Origin of the sequence: Cupriavidus neocaledonicus (assembly GCF_000372525.1) — a bacterium.
GTDB lineage: Bacteria > Pseudomonadota > Gammaproteobacteria > Burkholderiales > Burkholderiaceae > Cupriavidus > Cupriavidus neocaledonicus.
Map to the genome: position 1 here is coordinate 1 of NZ_AQUR01000053.1, position 16454 is coordinate 16454.

At 61.6% G+C, this 16454-nt stretch carries 13 protein-coding genes and 3 pseudogenes; 8 read left to right on the forward strand and 8 right to left on the reverse strand.

Annotated elements, in window-relative coordinates:
- The coding region (locus A3AG_RS0101045; RefSeq protein ID WP_018003754.1) for a LysR family transcriptional regulator at window positions 1-336 on the reverse strand (336 nt) is incomplete at its 3' end.
- A 159-nt stretch (window positions 337-495) separates the two neighbouring features.
- Between A3AG_RS0101045 and nfsB the strand changes: the two genes are divergently transcribed.
- Window positions 496-1149 (forward strand): oxygen-insensitive NAD(P)H nitroreductase, encoded by a 654-nt coding sequence (nfsB, locus tag A3AG_RS0101050; protein WP_026163855.1) that lies wholly within the window; start codon window positions 496-498, stop codon window positions 1147-1149.
- A gap of 30 nt (window positions 1150-1179) precedes the next feature.
- Here the strand turns inward: nfsB and A3AG_RS0101055 are convergent, their stop codons facing one another.
- The 4 genes from A3AG_RS0101055 to A3AG_RS0101070 form a co-directional block, all read right to left on the reverse strand.
- Window positions 1180-2661 (reverse strand): amidase, encoded by a 1482-nt coding sequence (locus tag A3AG_RS0101055; RefSeq protein WP_026163856.1) that lies wholly within the window; start codon window positions 2659-2661, stop codon window positions 1180-1182.
- Between the two features lie 161 nt (window positions 2662-2822).
- Window positions 2823-4166, reverse strand: coding sequence for an MFS transporter (locus tag A3AG_RS0101060; RefSeq protein WP_018003756.1), 1344 nt, complete (start codon window positions 4164-4166; stop codon window positions 2823-2825).
- A 164-nt stretch (window positions 4167-4330) separates the two neighbouring features.
- Window positions 4331-5605: a M20 family metallo-hydrolase gene (locus tag A3AG_RS0101065; RefSeq protein ID WP_018003757.1), complete on the reverse strand. Its 1275-nt coding sequence runs from the start codon at window positions 5603-5605 to the stop codon at window positions 4331-4333.
- A gap of 102 nt (window positions 5606-5707) precedes the next feature.
- Window positions 5708-6172, reverse strand: a complete 465-nt coding sequence (locus A3AG_RS0101070) for a RidA family protein (RefSeq protein WP_026163857.1) — start codon at window positions 6170-6172, stop codon at window positions 5708-5710.
- Window positions 6173-6656: 484 nt separating this feature from the next.
- Between A3AG_RS0101070 and A3AG_RS31145 the strand changes: the two are divergent.
- A pseudogene (locus tag A3AG_RS31145) lies at window positions 6657-7579 on the forward strand (LysR family transcriptional regulator).
- A gap of 123 nt (window positions 7580-7702) precedes the next feature.
- Here A3AG_RS31145 and A3AG_RS0101080 read toward each other — a convergent pair.
- Window positions 7703-8434 (reverse strand): FadR/GntR family transcriptional regulator, encoded by a 732-nt coding sequence (locus tag A3AG_RS0101080; RefSeq protein WP_026163858.1) that lies wholly within the window; start codon window positions 8432-8434, stop codon window positions 7703-7705.
- Window positions 8435-8818: 384 nt separating this feature from the next.
- On the opposite strand from A3AG_RS0101080, the gene A3AG_RS0101085 reads away from it, so the two are divergent.
- From A3AG_RS0101085 to A3AG_RS32770, 5 genes and pseudogenes are all read left to right on the forward strand, one after another.
- Complete coding sequence (locus A3AG_RS0101085) at window positions 8819-9922, forward strand: mandelate racemase/muconate lactonizing enzyme family protein (protein ID WP_018003760.1); 1104 nt, start codon at window positions 8819-8821, stop codon at window positions 9920-9922.
- Window positions 9923-10020: 98 nt separating this feature from the next.
- Window positions 10021-11136: an enolase C-terminal domain-like protein gene (locus tag A3AG_RS0101090; protein WP_338084138.1), complete on the forward strand. Its 1116-nt coding sequence runs from the start codon at window positions 10021-10023 to the stop codon at window positions 11134-11136.
- Window positions 11137-11302: 166 nt separating this feature from the next.
- On the forward strand, window positions 11303-12634 hold the full coding sequence (locus A3AG_RS0101095; RefSeq protein ID WP_018003762.1) for an MFS transporter: 1332 nt from the start codon (window positions 11303-11305) through the stop codon (window positions 12632-12634).
- A 475-nt stretch (window positions 12635-13109) separates the two neighbouring features.
- Window positions 13110-14087, forward strand: coding sequence for an LLM class oxidoreductase (locus A3AG_RS0101100; protein WP_018003763.1), 978 nt, complete (start codon window positions 13110-13112; stop codon window positions 14085-14087).
- A 48-nt stretch (window positions 14088-14135) separates the two neighbouring features.
- Window positions 14136-14363: pseudogene (locus A3AG_RS32770) on the forward strand (cysteine hydrolase family protein); the annotation flags it as partial.
- 507 nt (window positions 14364-14870) lie between these two features.
- On the opposite strand, the gene A3AG_RS0101110 reads toward A3AG_RS32770, so the two are convergent.
- Window positions 14871-15527 carry a DsbA family protein gene (locus A3AG_RS0101110; RefSeq protein WP_018003765.1) on the reverse strand — a complete coding sequence of 219 codons (657 nt, stop codon included), beginning with the start codon at window positions 15525-15527 and terminating at the stop codon, window positions 14871-14873.
- Between the two features lie 72 nt (window positions 15528-15599).
- Window positions 15600-15965 (reverse strand): nuclear transport factor 2 family protein, encoded by a 366-nt coding sequence (locus tag A3AG_RS0101115; protein ID WP_018003766.1) that lies wholly within the window; start codon window positions 15963-15965, stop codon window positions 15600-15602.
- Between the two features lie 310 nt (window positions 15966-16275).
- Here A3AG_RS0101115 and A3AG_RS33835 point away from each other — a divergent pair.
- Window positions 16276-16454 (forward strand): annotated as a pseudogene (locus A3AG_RS33835) (ISL3 family transposase); the annotation flags it as partial.

Below are 16454 nucleotides of genomic sequence, written 5' to 3' on the forward strand. Positions count from 1 at the left end.
GGTCAGCAGCGGCAGCAGGATATTGCGGCCAAGGTCTGACGGGGCGGCGATCTTCAGCGTGCCCTGTAATGCACGCTGTTCGCCGTGCAGGCGGTCCCGGCCTTCCTTGAGCTTGGCCAGCACTTCGTCCGCATACGGCAGGTACTGTTCGCCCTCGGCAGTGAGCCGCAGGCTGCGAGTGGACCGTGCGAACAGCCGGATGTCGAGCTCTTTCTCCAGGCGCTGGATGGCTGCGCTGACCTGTCCGGGCAGCAGGTCGGCCTCGCGAGCGGCGTTCGAGAAGCTGCCAAGCGCTGCGGTTCGCAAAAACAGTTGCAGATCGTCGAGTCTGATCATTTTCACTCATTTAGTGAAAGTCTTGCTCGATTTTCCCAGTTTTTCGACAACGCCGCAGTGACGAAAATGCCAAAGCAGTCCGGGCCGCACTAGCCGGACGGCACGCACTCGCAGTTGAACGAATTCCCGTATTTCCCGAACCATGAACTGGAGCAGAACATGAATTTCACTGACGCCGTACTTTCCCGCCATACCGTCAAGGCTTACGAAAGCGGTAAAACCTTGCCCCAGGAACAGGTCGACATGCTGCTGGCGTGGCTGCACAACAGCCCGTCGTCGGTGAACTCGCAGCCGTGGCACTTCGTGGTGGCGTCGACCCCAGAAGGGCGCGAGACGATCGCCAAGGCGGCCACTGGCACGTTTTCCTACAACCATCCGAAGATCGTCGATGCTTCGCATGTGATCGCGCTGTGCATGCGTGCCGACCTGGACGAAGCGCACCTTCGCGCCATCCTGGCGCAGGAGGAAAGCGACGGACGGTTCAAAGTCGAAGGCGCCCGCGAAGGCCAGGACAAGTCCCGGCGTTCGTATGTGGACTTGCATCGCTACGCGCTGCGCGATGTGCCGCAATGGATGGAAAAACAGGTCTACCTTGCCCTTGGTGGTCTGCTGCTGGGCGCTGGCATGCTGGGGATCGATGCGACGCCGATGGAGGGCTTCGACGCGTCGGCGCTGGATGCGGCACTCAATCTGCGCGAGCGTGGCCTCACCAGCGTCGTACTGGTGTCCCTGGGTCGCCGCAGCGAACAGGACTTCAATGCCGGACTGCCGAAGTCGCGTCTGCCGAAAGAGGTAGTGTTCACGAATATCTGAGGCGGATTCAGCTTCGGCTCGAGATGGCTGCTACGACTTCGGCAACCCGCTGACGACTGACCCTGCCCATACCGGTGGCCGCCGCTCGTTCCAGGGACATGCCGCTTCCAGTTGTGCGGCCAGACGGAACAGTGTGTCCTCCCGTCCGAAGCCACACATGAAATGCGACCCGATCGGCAGACCCGCTTGCGGGTCGACGGAGAGCGGCACCGACATTGCTGGCGTTCCGGTCACGTTCGAGAGCGCGGTAAACGGTGACTGGCTAAAAACGTGCGCGATCCAGCCGAGCCCATCGACGGATGTTTCGACCACATTGTATTCGCCAATCCGAGGCGGAAGTCCGGGTAGCGTCGGCGTCAGCAGAATGTCGTAGTCGCCGAAGAACCGCCCCAGCGCCCGTGTGACCGTATTCCTGACCTGCAATGCAGACAGGAGTTCTACGGCGCCAATCTCCATGCCGTATCGATAGAGCGCGAGCGTTGCAGGCTCAAGGTGTTTATCATCGACCGTTCGTCCGGTGGCCGCGGCAAGCGCGTTGATCCGGAGCGCCGCGTTGGCGGCCCAGATCTGCGCGTTGCAATGCACAAAGGCGTCCCAGCTCACCCCCAGATCTGGCGCTACCTCATGGACATGATGACCCAGGGACTCAAGTGCCCTGGCCACCTTGTTCAAGGCGTCAGCAACAGCCGGGTCGGTACGCGCGGCACTGAATGGATCCCGCATGAACCCGATCTTCAGGGTTCCCGGCTGCTGCCGGATCTCCGACAGATAGCTGGCTTTGGGTGGCGCAATACAGTAGGGCTCGCCCACGCCGCCGCCGTGGATGGCATCCAGCAGTGCCGCACTGTCCCGCACGGTTCGGCTCACGGCAAAATGGACGCCCAGGCCATTCCATACCTCGTCCACGTGGGGCCCGTTCGATACGCGCCCCCGCGTCGGCTTCAGACCGAAGAGCCCATTGCAGGAGGCCGGTACCCGTATCGATCCGCCTCCGTCCGTGGCATGCGCAATGGGAACGATGCCGGCGGCAACCGCCGCTCCCGCACCACCGCTCGATCCGCCAGCGCCATGGTTCAGACTCCAGGGATTCCGCGTCGGACCGTACAGCACCGGTTCCGTCGTCGTGCTGACTGCCAGTTCCGGCATGGATGTTCGCCCAAGCGTGATCAGGCCTGCCTGATGGAAGCGCGTCATCAGGTACGAGTCTTCCTTAGCGACGGTTCCCGACGCCAGACGGCTGCACATTTCGCTCCTACGTCCCCGCATGGTGACGCCGAGATCCTTGAGGAGAAACGGCACGCCGCCAAGCGGGCTCGGATCGGCGCTCACAATGCCGGCTGACCGTGTCTCTACCTCTTCAGGCCAGGAATCGAGCACGGCGTTGACCTGGGGATTGACTGCCTCGATGGCAGCCAATGCGGCTTGCCCCACTTCCATCGCGGTCACCTCCCGCGTGGAGATGAGGTGATGCAGCGCCATGCCATCCAGGGCGGCGTATTCGGAGAGCTTCATTTGGCGTTCTCTTTCAGGGGCATCGGGCGGGCGCGCATCGCAAGGGTTGCGCACCAGTCTGGTCGGACCGCAGCCAACGCAGGACGTTTGTCCCGGACCGCACGGTCCGGGTTACCTCATATGGAGGCCTGCTGGCCCGCGCGATCTCCGGCCTCAGACGACTACTTCGCTTGACGCACGCTGGCCGGCATGGGCTCGTGGCCAAGTACCGTGTTGGCTGTGGGTTTCAAGCGCAGGAACAGAACGATGAATGCACACATCAGCAACATCGCTGCCATCAGCAGGAAGCCGGGGTAGATGCTGCCGGTCACGGATTTCGACCAACCGATGATGCTGGGGCCGAAGAAGCCGCCAGACAGGCCAATCGTATTGATCAGGGCAATGGCCCCCGCTCGTGCGTCGCCCTTGATGTACGCGGGCGGAACCGCCCAGAAGACGATGTTGGCCATCCACATCAGCCCGGTCGCGACGGTCACGCATACCAGTGTCACGGCGAGATTGCCGTCGGCGAGGTACCAGCCAACGAAGCAAAGACTACTTATGGCAGCCGGCACGGCGATATGGAAGCGGCGCTCCTGACGCCTGTCCGAACTGCGGCCGCCAAAGAAAATGGCAAACGCCGCCGCCACGTAGGGAATGGCCGCATACCAGCCGAGGGTCTGTGTGCTGGTGACACCGGCGGATTTGATGATCGTCGGCAGCCAGAAGCTCAAGGCGTAGATCGGCGCGATGATGCACAGATAGGCTATCGCCAGGATATACACCTTGGGATCGCGCAATACCATGAGAAACGATTCGTGCCGCCGGTCTGCAGCCGTGTTGGTTTCCGCGGCCAGCGCGCGTTTCTCCGTGTCGTTGAGCCATTTTGCACTGGATGGACCATCGACCAGCAGGAAGTAGGCCGCGACGCCAAGCAGGAGGGTGGGGGCGCCTTCGATGAGAAACATCCATTGCCACCCGGCGAGGTTGGCCGTACCGGCGAAAGCCGTCATGATCCACGCCGACAGCGGCCCGCCAACGATGCCGCTGAACGGGCCCGCAAGCCAAACCAGCGAAATCGCGCCGGCGATGCGGCTCGGGCCATACCAGCGCGACAGGTAGAACAGGACGCCCGGCGCGAAGCCGGCTTCGAAAACGCCAAGCAGAAAGCGCAAGACATAGAACAGCGGGACGCTGTTGACGAACACCATGCACATCGAGGCGATGCCCCAGAGGACCATGATGCGGCTGAAGGTACGCCGGGCGCCAACTCTGGGCAGCAACAGATTGCTGGGCAACTCGAACAGGACATAGCCCACGAAGAATATTCCTGCCCCGATGCCGTAGGCGGCATCGGAGAAGCCGAGGTCGCTCTGCATCTGGAGTTTTGCAAAGCCTACGTTGACCCTGTCCAGATAGGCGAACATGAAGCCAATGAACAGCAGCGGCAGCAGGCGTATGTCTACCTTTCGATAGAGCGACGCAATATCCGTCCCGCCCCCTGGAATTTGGTCCTTCTGCAACACAGGTATCTCCTTTGATTGGTGTATATGTCGTCCTACGGCGCGCATCGGCGCCCGGCATCCGTGCCCGGAATGGCTCTGGGATCATTGCGTGGCAACCGGTGGCCGCGCGACCAATGGCTGCCCGCGTGCGGTTGGTCAGGCACCGATGTGGCAGCAGGAACTCCTTATAGGCGTTCGGACATGATCGCGAGCATGGCGTCGCAGAGGACCTGCGCCCCGGCCGCGACATCGGCTTCGCGCGCGTTCTCGGCCTCGTTGTGGCTGATGCCCTTTTCGCAAGGCACGAAGATCATCCCGGTGGGAATATGTTGTGCGGTGAACTTGGCGTCGTGGGTCGCGCCGGAAACGATGTCCCGGAATTTCATGGCCCGGCCGACGGCAGCCTTGCGCACGGTTGCCACCACGCGGTCGTCAAACGTTATCGGCGTGGACCTCAACAGCGCTTTCGCCGACACCGGGCAGCCCTCGATCTCGCCGGCGCAGAGTTGAAGGATCGTCTCGCCGGCACGCAGGAGGAAATCGGGGTCGGGATGCCGCAGATCGATATTGAATGTCACCCTGCCTGGCACGGTGTTGGGCGATCCCGGATATACCTCCAGCCTTCCGACGGTGAAGCGAAGGATATCCTCGGGGTCGTTGATCGCGGCACGAATGGATCCGATGAGCGTGGTGGCAGCCACCAACGCATCCTTGCGATGCCGCAGCGGCGTCGTGCCCGCGTGGGCCTCGGCGCCCAGCAGCTGGATCTCATAGGCATGAAGTCCCTGAATGCCCGTGACGATGCCCACATCACACGCCTCGTTCTCGAGGACGGGACCTTGCTCGATGTGGGCTTCGATATAGGCAAAGCCGTTCATGCCAAGCGCGCGCTTCTCAAGGGCCGGTAACTCGGCGATCTGGGCCTTCAATGCGCTTTCCACATCGATCCCGGTGATGTCCTTGATCGCCAGTGCCTCGGCCAGCGACAGCGCGCCGGCCGCAACAGCGGAGCCCATCGTGGGTGGCGGGAAACGCGAGCCTTCCTCGTTCATCCACACAACGAGTTCGATCGGGCGTTCGGTCTCCATGCCGTGATCGTCGAGCGTCTCGAGTACCTCGAAACCTGCAAGCACGCCGTAGACACCGTCGAACCTGCCTCCGGTCGGTTGGGAGTCGAGATGCGAACCCGTCAGTACCGGGCTGAGACCCGGATTCCTTCCGGGGCGCCGGATGAACAGGTTGCCGATCGGGTCAATCGAGGTCTGATAGCCTCTTGCGGATGCCCACTGGAGCAACAACATCTTGCCCTGGGTGTCTTCCGCGGTGAGCGCCTGGCGGTTGACACCGCCTTTGGCCGTGGCGCCGATCCTTGCCATGGTGCAGACATGTTCCCAGAGCCGCTGGCTGTTGATGCGGGGACCGACGGAGGTAAGTGAGGAGGAAGAAGTGGGGGCGTTCATCTGGCCGCTTGCCTGGTTGTGTTGCTTCGGATGTGCAACGGGTTGGCGCGCTGGAGAACCTTGAGCGTTCGTCCGCGCGCAATGTCTGGTTGGATCTGAAGCTCAGTCCAGTTCGACGCAGACTTCGATCTCCACGCAGGCCCCGAGCGGAATCTGTGCGACACCGAATGCCGATCGCGCATGCTTGCCGGCATCGCCAAACACCTCGACGAACAGCTCCGATGCGCCGTTGGTGACCAGATGCTGCTCGGTGAAGTCAGGCGTTGAATTGACCAGGCTCATCACCTTGACGATGCGTTTGACGCGATTCAGATCGCCGGTGTGGGCCTGTAGCGTCGACAGCAGATCGATCGCGACCCCGCGCGCCGCGGCGCGTCCCTCGTCCGTCGACATCGTGGCACCGAGCTTGCCGGCCCACACATGGCCATTCCTCTTCGCAATGTGGCCGGACAGGTAGACAAGATTGCCGCTCTGCGCGCTCATTACGTAGGCGGCAGCCGGCGCGCCTGCGGGGGACAGCTGGATGTCGAGTGCTGTCAGTCTCTGGTCGATATCGTGTAATGGCATGATGTCTGTCGATGGAGGGCAAGATAGCTGGCGCGACGAGGCGTCATCGCGGGTCACGTGTTGCGGGCGGACCGGTTTCATTCCGGTATCGGCTCGCGGCCGAAGGCTTCGAGTTCCCGCACCAGGGACTGGACGGCCAGTTCGACCGGTGCGCGCGAGGTGAAGGTTGCTGGTTGCGGTCTTGGCCCATCCGATGATGGCCGGGCTCCAGAAGCCGCCCGATAGCCCGATCGTGTTGATCAGTGCGATGCCGCCTGCGGCCGCCGGACCCTCGATGTGTACAGGGTTGAGGTGCCGTCTACTGCGCTTTCGCTCGGGATCGCCAGCATGCGAGCCTCCAATGTTTATGTGGGTACAGCGTTGGTGGACCGGATAGTGGCAGCGACAACGGCAATCTCCAACAGCAACCATGGACACGCTTCGTTGCCTTTTAGGCAACGCATCGGATATGGTGTGAATCTGTCATCGGTCTGGATGTTTCGACATGCGTGAAATCAATCAGCAGCGGCTGCGCTACTTCCGCGAAGTGCTCGAGCAGGGCACCATTCGGGGCGCCGCAGAGAATCTCAACACTTCGCCCTCGGTGATCACCCGGCAGATCCGGCTGCTCGAGGACGAACTTGGCACGGCACTGTTCGAGAGACAGGCACGTGGCGTCAGGCCGACCGAGGCCGCCGCGCACCTGCTGGAGTTCTGGCGCGGCTACCGGTCACATCAGGAGAAGCTCGAGGACCAGCTCCATGCCCTTAAGGGCCTGCAGCAGGGCAGGTCCAGGTGGTCCTGAGCGAGGGGTATGTCGATGCACTGGTCAATGAAGTGCTCGCGCCGTTCTGCGCGCAGTACCCGCTGCTCGACATCAGCATGGAGATCCTCGGCGTCGATCAGGTGCTCGATGCCGTGGCCGAAAGTCGCGCGCACATCGGACTTGCCTTCAATCCGCCGCCGCATCCGCGCATCGAGTATCTGGCGAGCTCGTCGCAGCCGGTGGGCCTGCTGGTGCGGCCCGACCATCCGCTGGCATTGCGTGGCGGCGCGGCCAGCATCCAGGACATCTTGTCCTGGCCGCTGGCCATGATGCCGGCGTCATTCGGTGTCGGGCACGCGGCCAGGATGCTCGAATTCGCGGAGAACATCAGGATCCGGCCGACGCTGGTGACCAATTCACTGACTGCGCTCAAGCAGTTCGTTGCCTACGAAAACTACATGACGCTGATCGGCGGCGAGTTTGCCGCGTATCGCGAAATCGCTGCCGGAACGCTCACGGTGGTGCCGATCGATCATCCGCTGTTCCGGGGCACCCATGCGCGCTTGCTGGCCAAGGTCGGGCGGCCGTTACCGGCCGCGGCGCTCAAGCTGCTCGAACATATCCTGCGGGACATGCCGATGTTTGCGCAGGGCGGCAGGTAGCCGCCGCCGACGCATTATTGGCGGAAATTGTGACCGCCATCGGCCATAGCGCTCTGCAACAGAAGCTCGGGTCGCGCCATTGCGGGCGACCCGGCCAGGGGGCGGGCGTGCAACGCAGCGCGCCTAGATCAGTGTGATGTCGTAGCCGAAGCGCGAGGCAGCATTCACAATGTGTCTTCCCATTGCGTCGCGGGCGGCCTTCGCGTTCTTCTCGATCAAGGCATCGAGGATGACTTCATGCTCGTGGCGCGCGGCATGGGGCATCTTGCCGAAGACTGGGCCAGGCCGCGAAAACGTGGCCGCAATCAACAGTCTCATCGGCTCCAACACCGTTGTGATCATGGTCGCCAGATAGCTGTTGCCGGAAGCCGCTGCTACGGCACGATGGAAGTCCAGATCAGCGTTCACTGTTTCAGCCGTTGGTGCTTCAAGGTTTCGCATGCGCTCCACAGCGGACTTGATCGGTTCCAGTTGCTCCGGCGTCATGTTAATCGCCGCCAATGCGGCGGCTTGGCTTTCGAGTGCCGCCCTGACTTCGAACATATTGCGGACGTTCGCGTCTCCCTGCAGCGGGTTAATCGAACTTGAAGCGTGCGGTGTGGGATCGCTTTCGCGAATGGTCACAAAAGCTCCCACGCCTTGGCGGGACTCGATCAGTCCTCGTGCGCGCAGACTCGCAATGGCCTCTCGCACGACATTGCGGCTGACTCCGAAGTTCTCCGACAGGAGATGCTCGGTCGGGAGGCGGTCTCCTTGCTGCAACCGTCCCGAAGTAATTTCGGCTTCGATGGAGCGCGCAATGTGCTCGGCAAGATGTGGCCGGCGCGTGACGGGCGAGACATTCATTTCGCTCATGACAAAAGACTCTTGGGCTTCGGGGAACTGGACGTGCATTGTAGTCCTGCCAGCATCCCCGGACAATCTGTTGTCCAACAACGGTACGATCCGTCATGGTTCTTGTCGAACCTATTAATTGAGCATTTGTGGCACTCGCGTCACTAAAACGCTGAATTGGCCCGAAAACCGCATCAAACGGCAGCGAAGCCCTCCAATAGCCACTCGGTTTTCCGTTCGGGTAAACGATAGGTCGAAAATTCAGTTGTTCGCTTGAAGGACAACTACATGTCCAATATTATCGTCTCATGACGACGGAGGTATGAACCCGAATCGACGCCATCAATGAGTACCGTCGCTCCGTCCCCCCATGACCACAGACGTGAATATGAGGAAGTGAATCGAATGAAGATCGCCAAAGTAGAGTCCATTCCACTGCGAATCCCGTTTACCGCAGGGGGCCGATCGGATGAGGCAGTCTGGGGCGGAGCCAACCTGCAAACCGTCGACTCGCTGATCGTCAAAGTCACAACGGATACAGGTGTCGTCGGTTGGGGCGAGACCTTCGGCTTTACCGCAGTCCCTGTCGTCAAGCTTGTCATCGACACGATACTGGCGCCGGAAATCATCGGCCGCGATGCCGCTGTGCTCGACAGGCTGATGCTCGATATGCAGAGGAAGTTCCATATCTTCGGGCGCAGCGGCCCCTTTATCCATGGGCTCTCGGCAATCGATATCGCGCTGTGGGACATCGCGGGGAGAGTATCGAACAAGCCCGTGCATCAGCTTCTGGGCGGCGGCGTCGCGGATTCTCTTCCATGCTATGCCAGTCTCATCCGCTACTCGGATCCGGGGCTGGTCAGAGAGAACGTCGTACGGGCCGTGGAAGCCGGCTTTCGGCATCTGAAGCTGCATGAGATCGATGTCGACTGCGTCCGTGCCGTTCGCGAAGCGGCCGGAGACGACATCGAGATCACGCTTGACGTCAACTGCCCGTGGTCCGTGCGCGAAGCACTCGACATGACCGAGAAGCTGCGGCCGTTCAATCTCCGGTGGCTGGAAGAACCGGTGTGGCCGCCGGAGAACTATTCAGGGCTCGCGCGCGTCCGGCAGGAGGGCGGCATTCCGATTGCGGCCGGCGAGAACGCTTCGACGCTGATGGATTTTCAGCATCTTCTCGAAGCGAAGGCGGTCGATTTCGTCCAGCCTAGCCCCGCGAAAATGGGTGGCATCACCGAGCTAAAGAAGGTGTTCGCGCTGGCCAACGCCAACAACGTTACCGTGATGGTGCATACCTTCTACGACGGTCCCGGCCTTCTCGCAAGCGTGCACGCAAGCGCGGCGTTGGGAGGCCCTGGCGCGCTGGTCGAGTGGCGCTACTTCGACCTCGAGGCTCAACTCTATGGCGACGCAATCATCCCGAAGAACGGCGCAATTGCCGTGCCGCAGGGCGCCGGGCTCGGACTCGAGCCGGACGAGAACGTGATTCACGCCTATCGCGTCCATTGAATACCTGTCCGTGGCAGTCCGCGGGGCTGCCGAGTTGATTGCACCACCAGATGCAGCGGGCCGCAGAGTCTACTGCACGCCAATGCCAGGAGAACGCCGTGTCGGCTCACCATGTCCCAGACTATCAATCCGCCTTGCACATTTCCGGCGTACGTACGCGCTTTGTGAAAGTGCCCATGCGTTTCCCCTTGGGGACCAGCGCAGCCGCAATGACTTCCGCACCGCTGCTGCTGGTGGACATGGAAACCAAAGAAGGGGTCGTCGGTCGCGCATATCTTTTCTGCTACCGCGAAAGCGGGGCCAAGGCCATCTCAGAAGTCTTGCACGAAGCAGCGGATCTGATTTCCGGAATGCCGGCTTCGCCGGCGAAGATCAGCGCCCTATTGGCGCGACGATATGCGTTGCTCGGTGTGTCCGGCATCGTACGCATGGCATTGGCTGCCATCGATATCGCGTTGTGGGATGCGTCGGCAATCGCCGCCAACATGCCGCTCGCGGAGTACCTCGGCGGCAGCCTGGAGCCGATACCTGCCTATAACAGCGATGGGCTCGGATTGATGCCCGCAGACAAAGCGGCGGAAGAAGCCGTGCAGCTGCTGCAGCCGGGCTTCCATGCGGTGAAACTGCGTCTCGGTCATCCGGATCGCGAAACGGACCTGCAAGTTGCAACAGCCGTGCGCGCCGCCATTGGCAAGGGCGTCGAGCTGATGGTCGACTACAACCAGGCATTGACGGTTCCCGATGCAATCCGGCGCGGGCTCGATTTGAAAGATCTGAATATCTACTGGCTCGAAGAGCAGATTCGTCACAATGACCTGCAAGGGTATGCGGCCATTGCCAGCGAACTGGCAACCCCGATCCAGATCGGCGAAAACTTCGACGGTCCGGAGGCGGTCTACGACGCAATGGCGGTCAAGGCTGCCGACTATTTCATGCTGGACATAGCCCGCATCGGCGGCATCACCGGATGGCAACGCGGCGCCGCGATGGCAGCCGCGCGCGGCATCCCAATCTCTTCACATCTGTTCCCCGAGATCAGTGTGCACTTGCTGGCCGCAACGCCGACAGCGCACTGGCTCGAATACGTCAGCTGGGCCGATACGATCCTCAAGGAACCGCTGCAGATTTCGAATGGGAACATCGCCCCTCCCAACAGGCCTGGCCTCGGGCTTGAATGGTCGGAGGAGGGCGTGCAGCGGTACAGCGCCGATTAGCGGCACGTTTCCTGTCGAGAACATGGGTCGACGGCGGTCCTCGCGGACCGGTTTCGCAGCTCGCTGGCAGGGTCAATGGATCTGAACCTGTCGCTCGCCACTATCGCACCCCGCGTCACTACCTGCATGGCGACCTGGTGCAAAAAACAGTTGTACGGAGATAATCATGCAAGATCAGCAACTCGCCGCGTCGGCGTTGAGAAAGATAAACCGGCGCTTCATCCCACTGCTTTTTACATGCTTTGTCGCGGCCTGGCTGGACCGGGTGAACGTCGGCTTCGCCGCGCTTACCATGAACAACGAGCTTGGTCTGTCGTCCACCGCATTTGGCATTGGTGCCGGCATATTCTTTCTCACATACTTTGCCCTCGAACTGCCGTCAAACCTCTTGCTCGAACGTTATGGCGCACGGCGATGGATCGCCCGGATCATGTTGAGTTGGGGAGTGTTGTCCGCCGCGATGGTGTTCGTGCAAGGCGAAAAATCCTTTTACGCGCTCCGTTTTCTTCTCGGCGCCGCTGAAGCAGGCTTCTTTCCCGGCATCGTGTTCTTCTTATCACTTTGGGTTCCGGCGGCGGCACGAGGTCGCATCACCGCAAGCTTCCTGCTTGCAATGCCTGTCGCCAGCGTGATCGGCGGCCCGCTATCCGGGATGTTGATGCAGCTCGATGGCATTGGCGGCCTGCACGGGTGGCAATGGATGTTTCTCGTCGAAGCACTGCCGGCAATTTTGCTGGCCCCAATGGTTCTCCACGTCCTTCGCGATAGCCCGGCGCAGGCAGAGTGGCTGACGGATGCGGAGCGGGACTGGCTGAGCCGCACGCTGGCTGCCGATGCAGTGAAGGCCCCCACTAATCACGAAGGTGCGTGGAAACTTCTCCTCAATCCTCTGGTGCTGGTTCTGGGGGTTGTGTACTTCGGCGTTGTCGGTCTCAACTATGGGATGAGCTTCTTCCTGCCGCAAATCGTGAAGGAATTCGGGGTCTCCGTTGGGCAAACAGGTTTCGTTACCGCGATCCCCTTCGGCATCGCCGCAATCGGGATGATTTGGTGGGGCCGCCGGTCGGATCGCTTGCGCGAACGTCGTTTTCACCTGCTGTTGCCGCTCGTTCTGACCGTGATCGGGCTGACGGGCTCCACGCTCGTCGAGCCGCCCGCACTCCGGCTTGTGCTCCTTTCGGTCGCGGCATTCGGGATATTCTCTGCGCTTCCGATCTTCTGGACACTGCCTTCGGCCGTGCTTCCCGTCAGCTCAGTGGCCGCGGGTATTGCAATCATCAACTCACTGGGCAACCTCTCGGGTTTCGTCGATTCCTATGCGGTGGGCGCCATCAAGGATATGACGGGAAGCTTTGCCGGCGGCATGCAACTCATCGCTGGCTTTGGAGCGGTTTCTGTCGGGCTATTGATTCTGATAACGCGAAACATCGCATGGGCTCGCATGGACAGTGTTGCGGCCGACGATGTAGCTGAGCCGTTCTCCAGGCAAGCCACCTGACCAACCACGAAGGCCCGGGGCACTCATTTTGTTGCCGACGAAATCGGTGTCCCGGCGGAGAGCAATGATGGTGACGTATTGGGTATCGGGGAGGCCAAGCCGTCGAAAATCGGCCGGTACGCTCGCTGATTACTGAGCGGCTCAGGACGCGTCAGCGCTCTCCAGGCAGTTACACACTGTGAATGCGGCGGAACAAGTGAAATGCGGTGAGCCCCAATGATCTTGTGGCTGCAGTTGTCCAGAATTCAAGGCATCCCGCGTGGCAGATGTCTCGCGGTTACTGATCCTTGATGGGCCATGCCATGAAGCCAGACACATACCGCCGTTTCGCCTTGCCAAACGTAAGCGACAGCGCAGATCATTGGGCTGACGAGTTCCCCCGGAACCTCACGCTCGAAGCAGCCGAACTGATCGAAATTCCATACACCTGCCTGGGGCGCCCGGCCCTGATTGCGCCGTTCCCCCAGGGGCCATCATGCTGACGCCGTCCCCGCATGCGCCGCAGCGCAATCCCGGCTTCGCACGCATGTTCGCCCCGGGCCGGCTTACGCTTGGCGTACTATTCGCGATCGAGTCGTACCCTGGCGATGCTCCGAGCATGCGCGATCAGATTCGCCTTGCGCGTGGTGTCGAGCAAGCCGGTTTCGCCGCGCTCGGCGTGCGCGATGTGCCGCTGCGCGATCCCGGCTTTGGCGACCTGGGGCAAATCTATGATCCCTGGGCCTGGCTTGGGTATGTAGCTGGCCAGACGGAAGCGATCGCCCTGTTCACGGCTGCCGTCGTTTTGCCGTTGCGCCATCCCCTGCACACTGCCAAGGCGGCGGCCAGTATCGACCAATTTACCGGCGGCCGCCTCGTGCTGGGCGTTGCATCCGGCGACCGAGCTGTTGAATTTCCGGCCTTTGGTGTCGAACATGAGACGCGCGGGGACTTGTTTCGCGAGCAGGTGGAATACCTGGGCGCCGTTTGGGGCCAGAACTACCCGCAGATCCGCAGCTCATATGGCACGCTACACTCAGCAGACCCGGTGCCCAAGCCGGTGTCAAAGCGGGTGCCGCTGATTGTCACGGGCAACAGCCAGCAGTCCACAGACTGGATTGCGCGCGAGGCCGACGGGTGGATTACCTATGCGCGGGAGCTCGACATCCAGTCCGAGCGGATTCGCCAATGGCATGCCAGCGTCGAGGCCGCCGCGCCCGGCGCCTTCAAGCCCTTTGCTCAGCCATACCATATCGACTTGGTGGCTGATCCCGATGCCGTGCCCACGCCGATCCACGGCGGCCACCGGCTTGGCCGCAGTTGGCTGATGCGTTATCTGGAGGGGCTCGAACGTGCCGGCGCGAACCACGTGCTGTTCAATCTCAAGTATGGCAGCCGCCCGGCCGAGGCCGTGCTGGACGAGATTGCCACGCACGTGCTGCCGCGCTTCCCGTCGCTGGACCGTGCGCGCTAGCCATGGGGCGTCCGTTAGCGTTGGCTCCCGCTTTTCCAGCTCAAGAAGCACGGGGTACAAAAAGTAATCGTCGTGGGCATGCGAGCGAATACTTGCATCGAGGGAACTATTCGTTCCGCTGCCGAGACTGGTTATGAAGTGACACTGGTCCGTGACGCGATCGGTGCATTCTCGATTGACGAGATGGAGGCATCGCTGCGCTTCAATGTGCCGATCTATGCTCTCTCCATCGTCACAACGGACGAGATCGTTTCGCAACTCGCCGCTGATCAGTGAGCCTAACTTATCGCCAGCTTGCGACGATCTATCACATGCGGCGCCTGGTGAGGTGATGTACGGTACTCCGGTAAAGAGTGCGCACATCGATTCGCTGTTAGCGGAAGCCGCCGCTAGCAGCGATTTCTCACCGACTGTCGTGGGCTTCCTGTTCGACCGGATGTGCCCGAGCAGTTCGAGCGCCATGCGGCGGCGCGCAAGCACTCGTTCAAGGCAGTAGCGGAGATCGCGATCCCCCAGTGGGCCTTTCCCGACTATGCACAGAAGAGGGCGACTTCGGGCCCGATCCGCGCAGCGACGGATTTCCGCACCGGCTATCCGGACGGCCGCATCGGCTATCCGGACGGCCGCATCGGCTCGGAACCCGGGACTGGCGACGCGGAGAAAGGTGCCGCGCCGGTCCGGCTGGCTGCACAGAGCCTCGCCCGTGAGCTGGATTCATTCAGCCGCGAGCCGCTGTCTGAATGGATCCGCCGGACATGCTGGCGGAGTCCGCAAGCGCGCCAGTCAGGTTCCGGCGCTCGCTGCCGTCTCTTCCAACACGGCGTTCACGTGGCGCTCGAGCATTTCCGCGGACGAATAACCATCGGCGATGCTATGCAGCGCGTTGCCGATGCGAAGCAGCAGTGCCGGAAAGCTGCGGATATTCCAGGACCTCGCCAGCGCAAAATCCGCCTGAGCCTGCGCCTGGATTTCTGGCGCCTGCCAGCGCGCGAGAAAGGCGTCGGCGCTGACGGCGACACCCAGACGCGACAACGCCTTCGAACCGGCCTCGGCCAGCACATGGCCATCGGTGGTGTCCAGGGCGTCGACATAGAAGGCATGCTGCAGGGCACGGAATACCGCCAGCAGGTCGGCCTCCGGCGCGAGGTCGCGCGCGGTCACCACTGCCCGGCAAATGGGCTCGGTATCGTAGACAAAGCCAGTGCGGTCCAGCAGGCCCTGCCGGTTGAACGGCAGGCCGCTGGCCTGCTCCACGCGCGCCCAGTGTTGCAGCCGCATCCGTTTTCCTGCGTCGTCCAACACATCGGTTGCGCCGGCACGGAGCCCGCCTACGACAATGCGCAGAGGCAGTTGCGGAAAGCGCGCGGTGAGTTCGGAAAGCTCCTTGCCAAAGCCATAGCACCAGGAGCACATCGGGTCGCCGACGAAAATCAGTTCCATGTTTCTATCCAGTCAGGTACAGGTGATTCCGGCCGGATGGCCGGCATTGGTCATCTGGGCACGTTGCCCGCTTCAGGTGTCCACATGCGCATAGAGCTTGTTGACAATCCACCAGCGGCCATCCCGCTTCCGCAGCGAGAGAAAGTTGTAGTAGTTGTTGCCAAGCAGGGGCACATGGACGTTTGCCGATGCGATATGCCCCACGACTTGCACGGACAGTATCTGCATGCGGTAGGGCTCTCCCAGGGCCTGCGGACTCTTTCGGTTTGCGACGCCATCCAGGTAAGTCGCTACCGGCTTGTGCACCGCCTCACCGCGGACCATGCCGATGACAGCGGCGTCCGCGTCAAAGACTTCCGACAGCGATGTCGCATCTCCCTTGTGCAGGGCATCGAGATAATCCTGCAGCAGATGAAGTATCAGCAGGTGATCTTCCACGGGTCCTCCGGAATTGAGGCTGAAACAGGGGTGAGGCATTCGGCATCGCGCGCTTGCATTGCGCGGGATCCCTTTGTTGCCCTGCGGGTTGCTTCAATGTATTGGGGGCCGCCCCGGGGAGGAAGACAACGGCGGTAACTACTGTTTGTTCGCCATGGCAATAATGGCGAGTCACGGGCCGTCCTCGCACTTTCCGACAGTGCTATCGATCCGTGCGGAGGGGTAATTAATTGGTTCTTCGAAGAATTCCGGGGCCTGATTTGCCACATTCCGTATCCTAATGGCCGTTAAGACGGTCATAGGGAACGGGATGCTGGATCGGAAGACGCTGCAGGCGTTGGGCTGCTGGGATGGCTACAAGCTGGATCTGGTGGTATGGCCAGAAGGGGAAAGCCGTACGCTGGCGCTGTACCTGAAGCCGGTCAGCAAGGTAATGTACTGCGAGGAATGCGGATCGAAGTGTCGGCAGGTCCATGAGACGGTGGTGCG

Excerpts from the sequence above, each read along its gene's own strand:
- nfsB (WP_026163855.1), top strand. The coding sequence starts at position 496 with ATGAATTTCACTGACGCCGTACTTTCCCGCCATACCGTCAAGGCTTAC.
- A3AG_RS0101055 (WP_026163856.1), bottom strand. The coding sequence starts at position 2,661 with ATGAAGCTCTCCGAATACGCCGCCCTGGATGGCATGGCGCTGCATCAC.
- A3AG_RS0101065 (WP_018003757.1), bottom strand. The coding sequence starts at position 5,605 with ATGAACGCCCCCACTTCTTCCTCCTCACTTACCTCCGTCGGTCCCCGC.
- A3AG_RS0101070 (WP_026163857.1), bottom strand. The coding sequence starts at position 6,172 with ATGCCATTACACGATATCGACCAGAGACTGACAGCACTCGACATCCAG.
- A3AG_RS0101080 (WP_026163858.1), bottom strand. The coding sequence starts at position 8,434 with ATGAGCGAAATGAATGTCTCGCCCGTCACGCGCCGGCCACATCTTGCC.
- A3AG_RS0101085 (WP_018003760.1), top strand. The coding sequence starts at position 8,819 with ATGAAGATCGCCAAAGTAGAGTCCATTCCACTGCGAATCCCGTTTACC.
- A3AG_RS0101095 (WP_018003762.1), top strand. The coding sequence starts at position 11,303 with ATGCAAGATCAGCAACTCGCCGCGTCGGCGTTGAGAAAGATAAACCGG.
- A3AG_RS0101100 (WP_018003763.1), top strand. The coding sequence starts at position 13,110 with ATGCTGACGCCGTCCCCGCATGCGCCGCAGCGCAATCCCGGCTTCGCA.
- A3AG_RS0101110 (WP_018003765.1), bottom strand. The coding sequence starts at position 15,527 with ATGGAACTGATTTTCGTCGGCGACCCGATGTGCTCCTGGTGCTATGGC.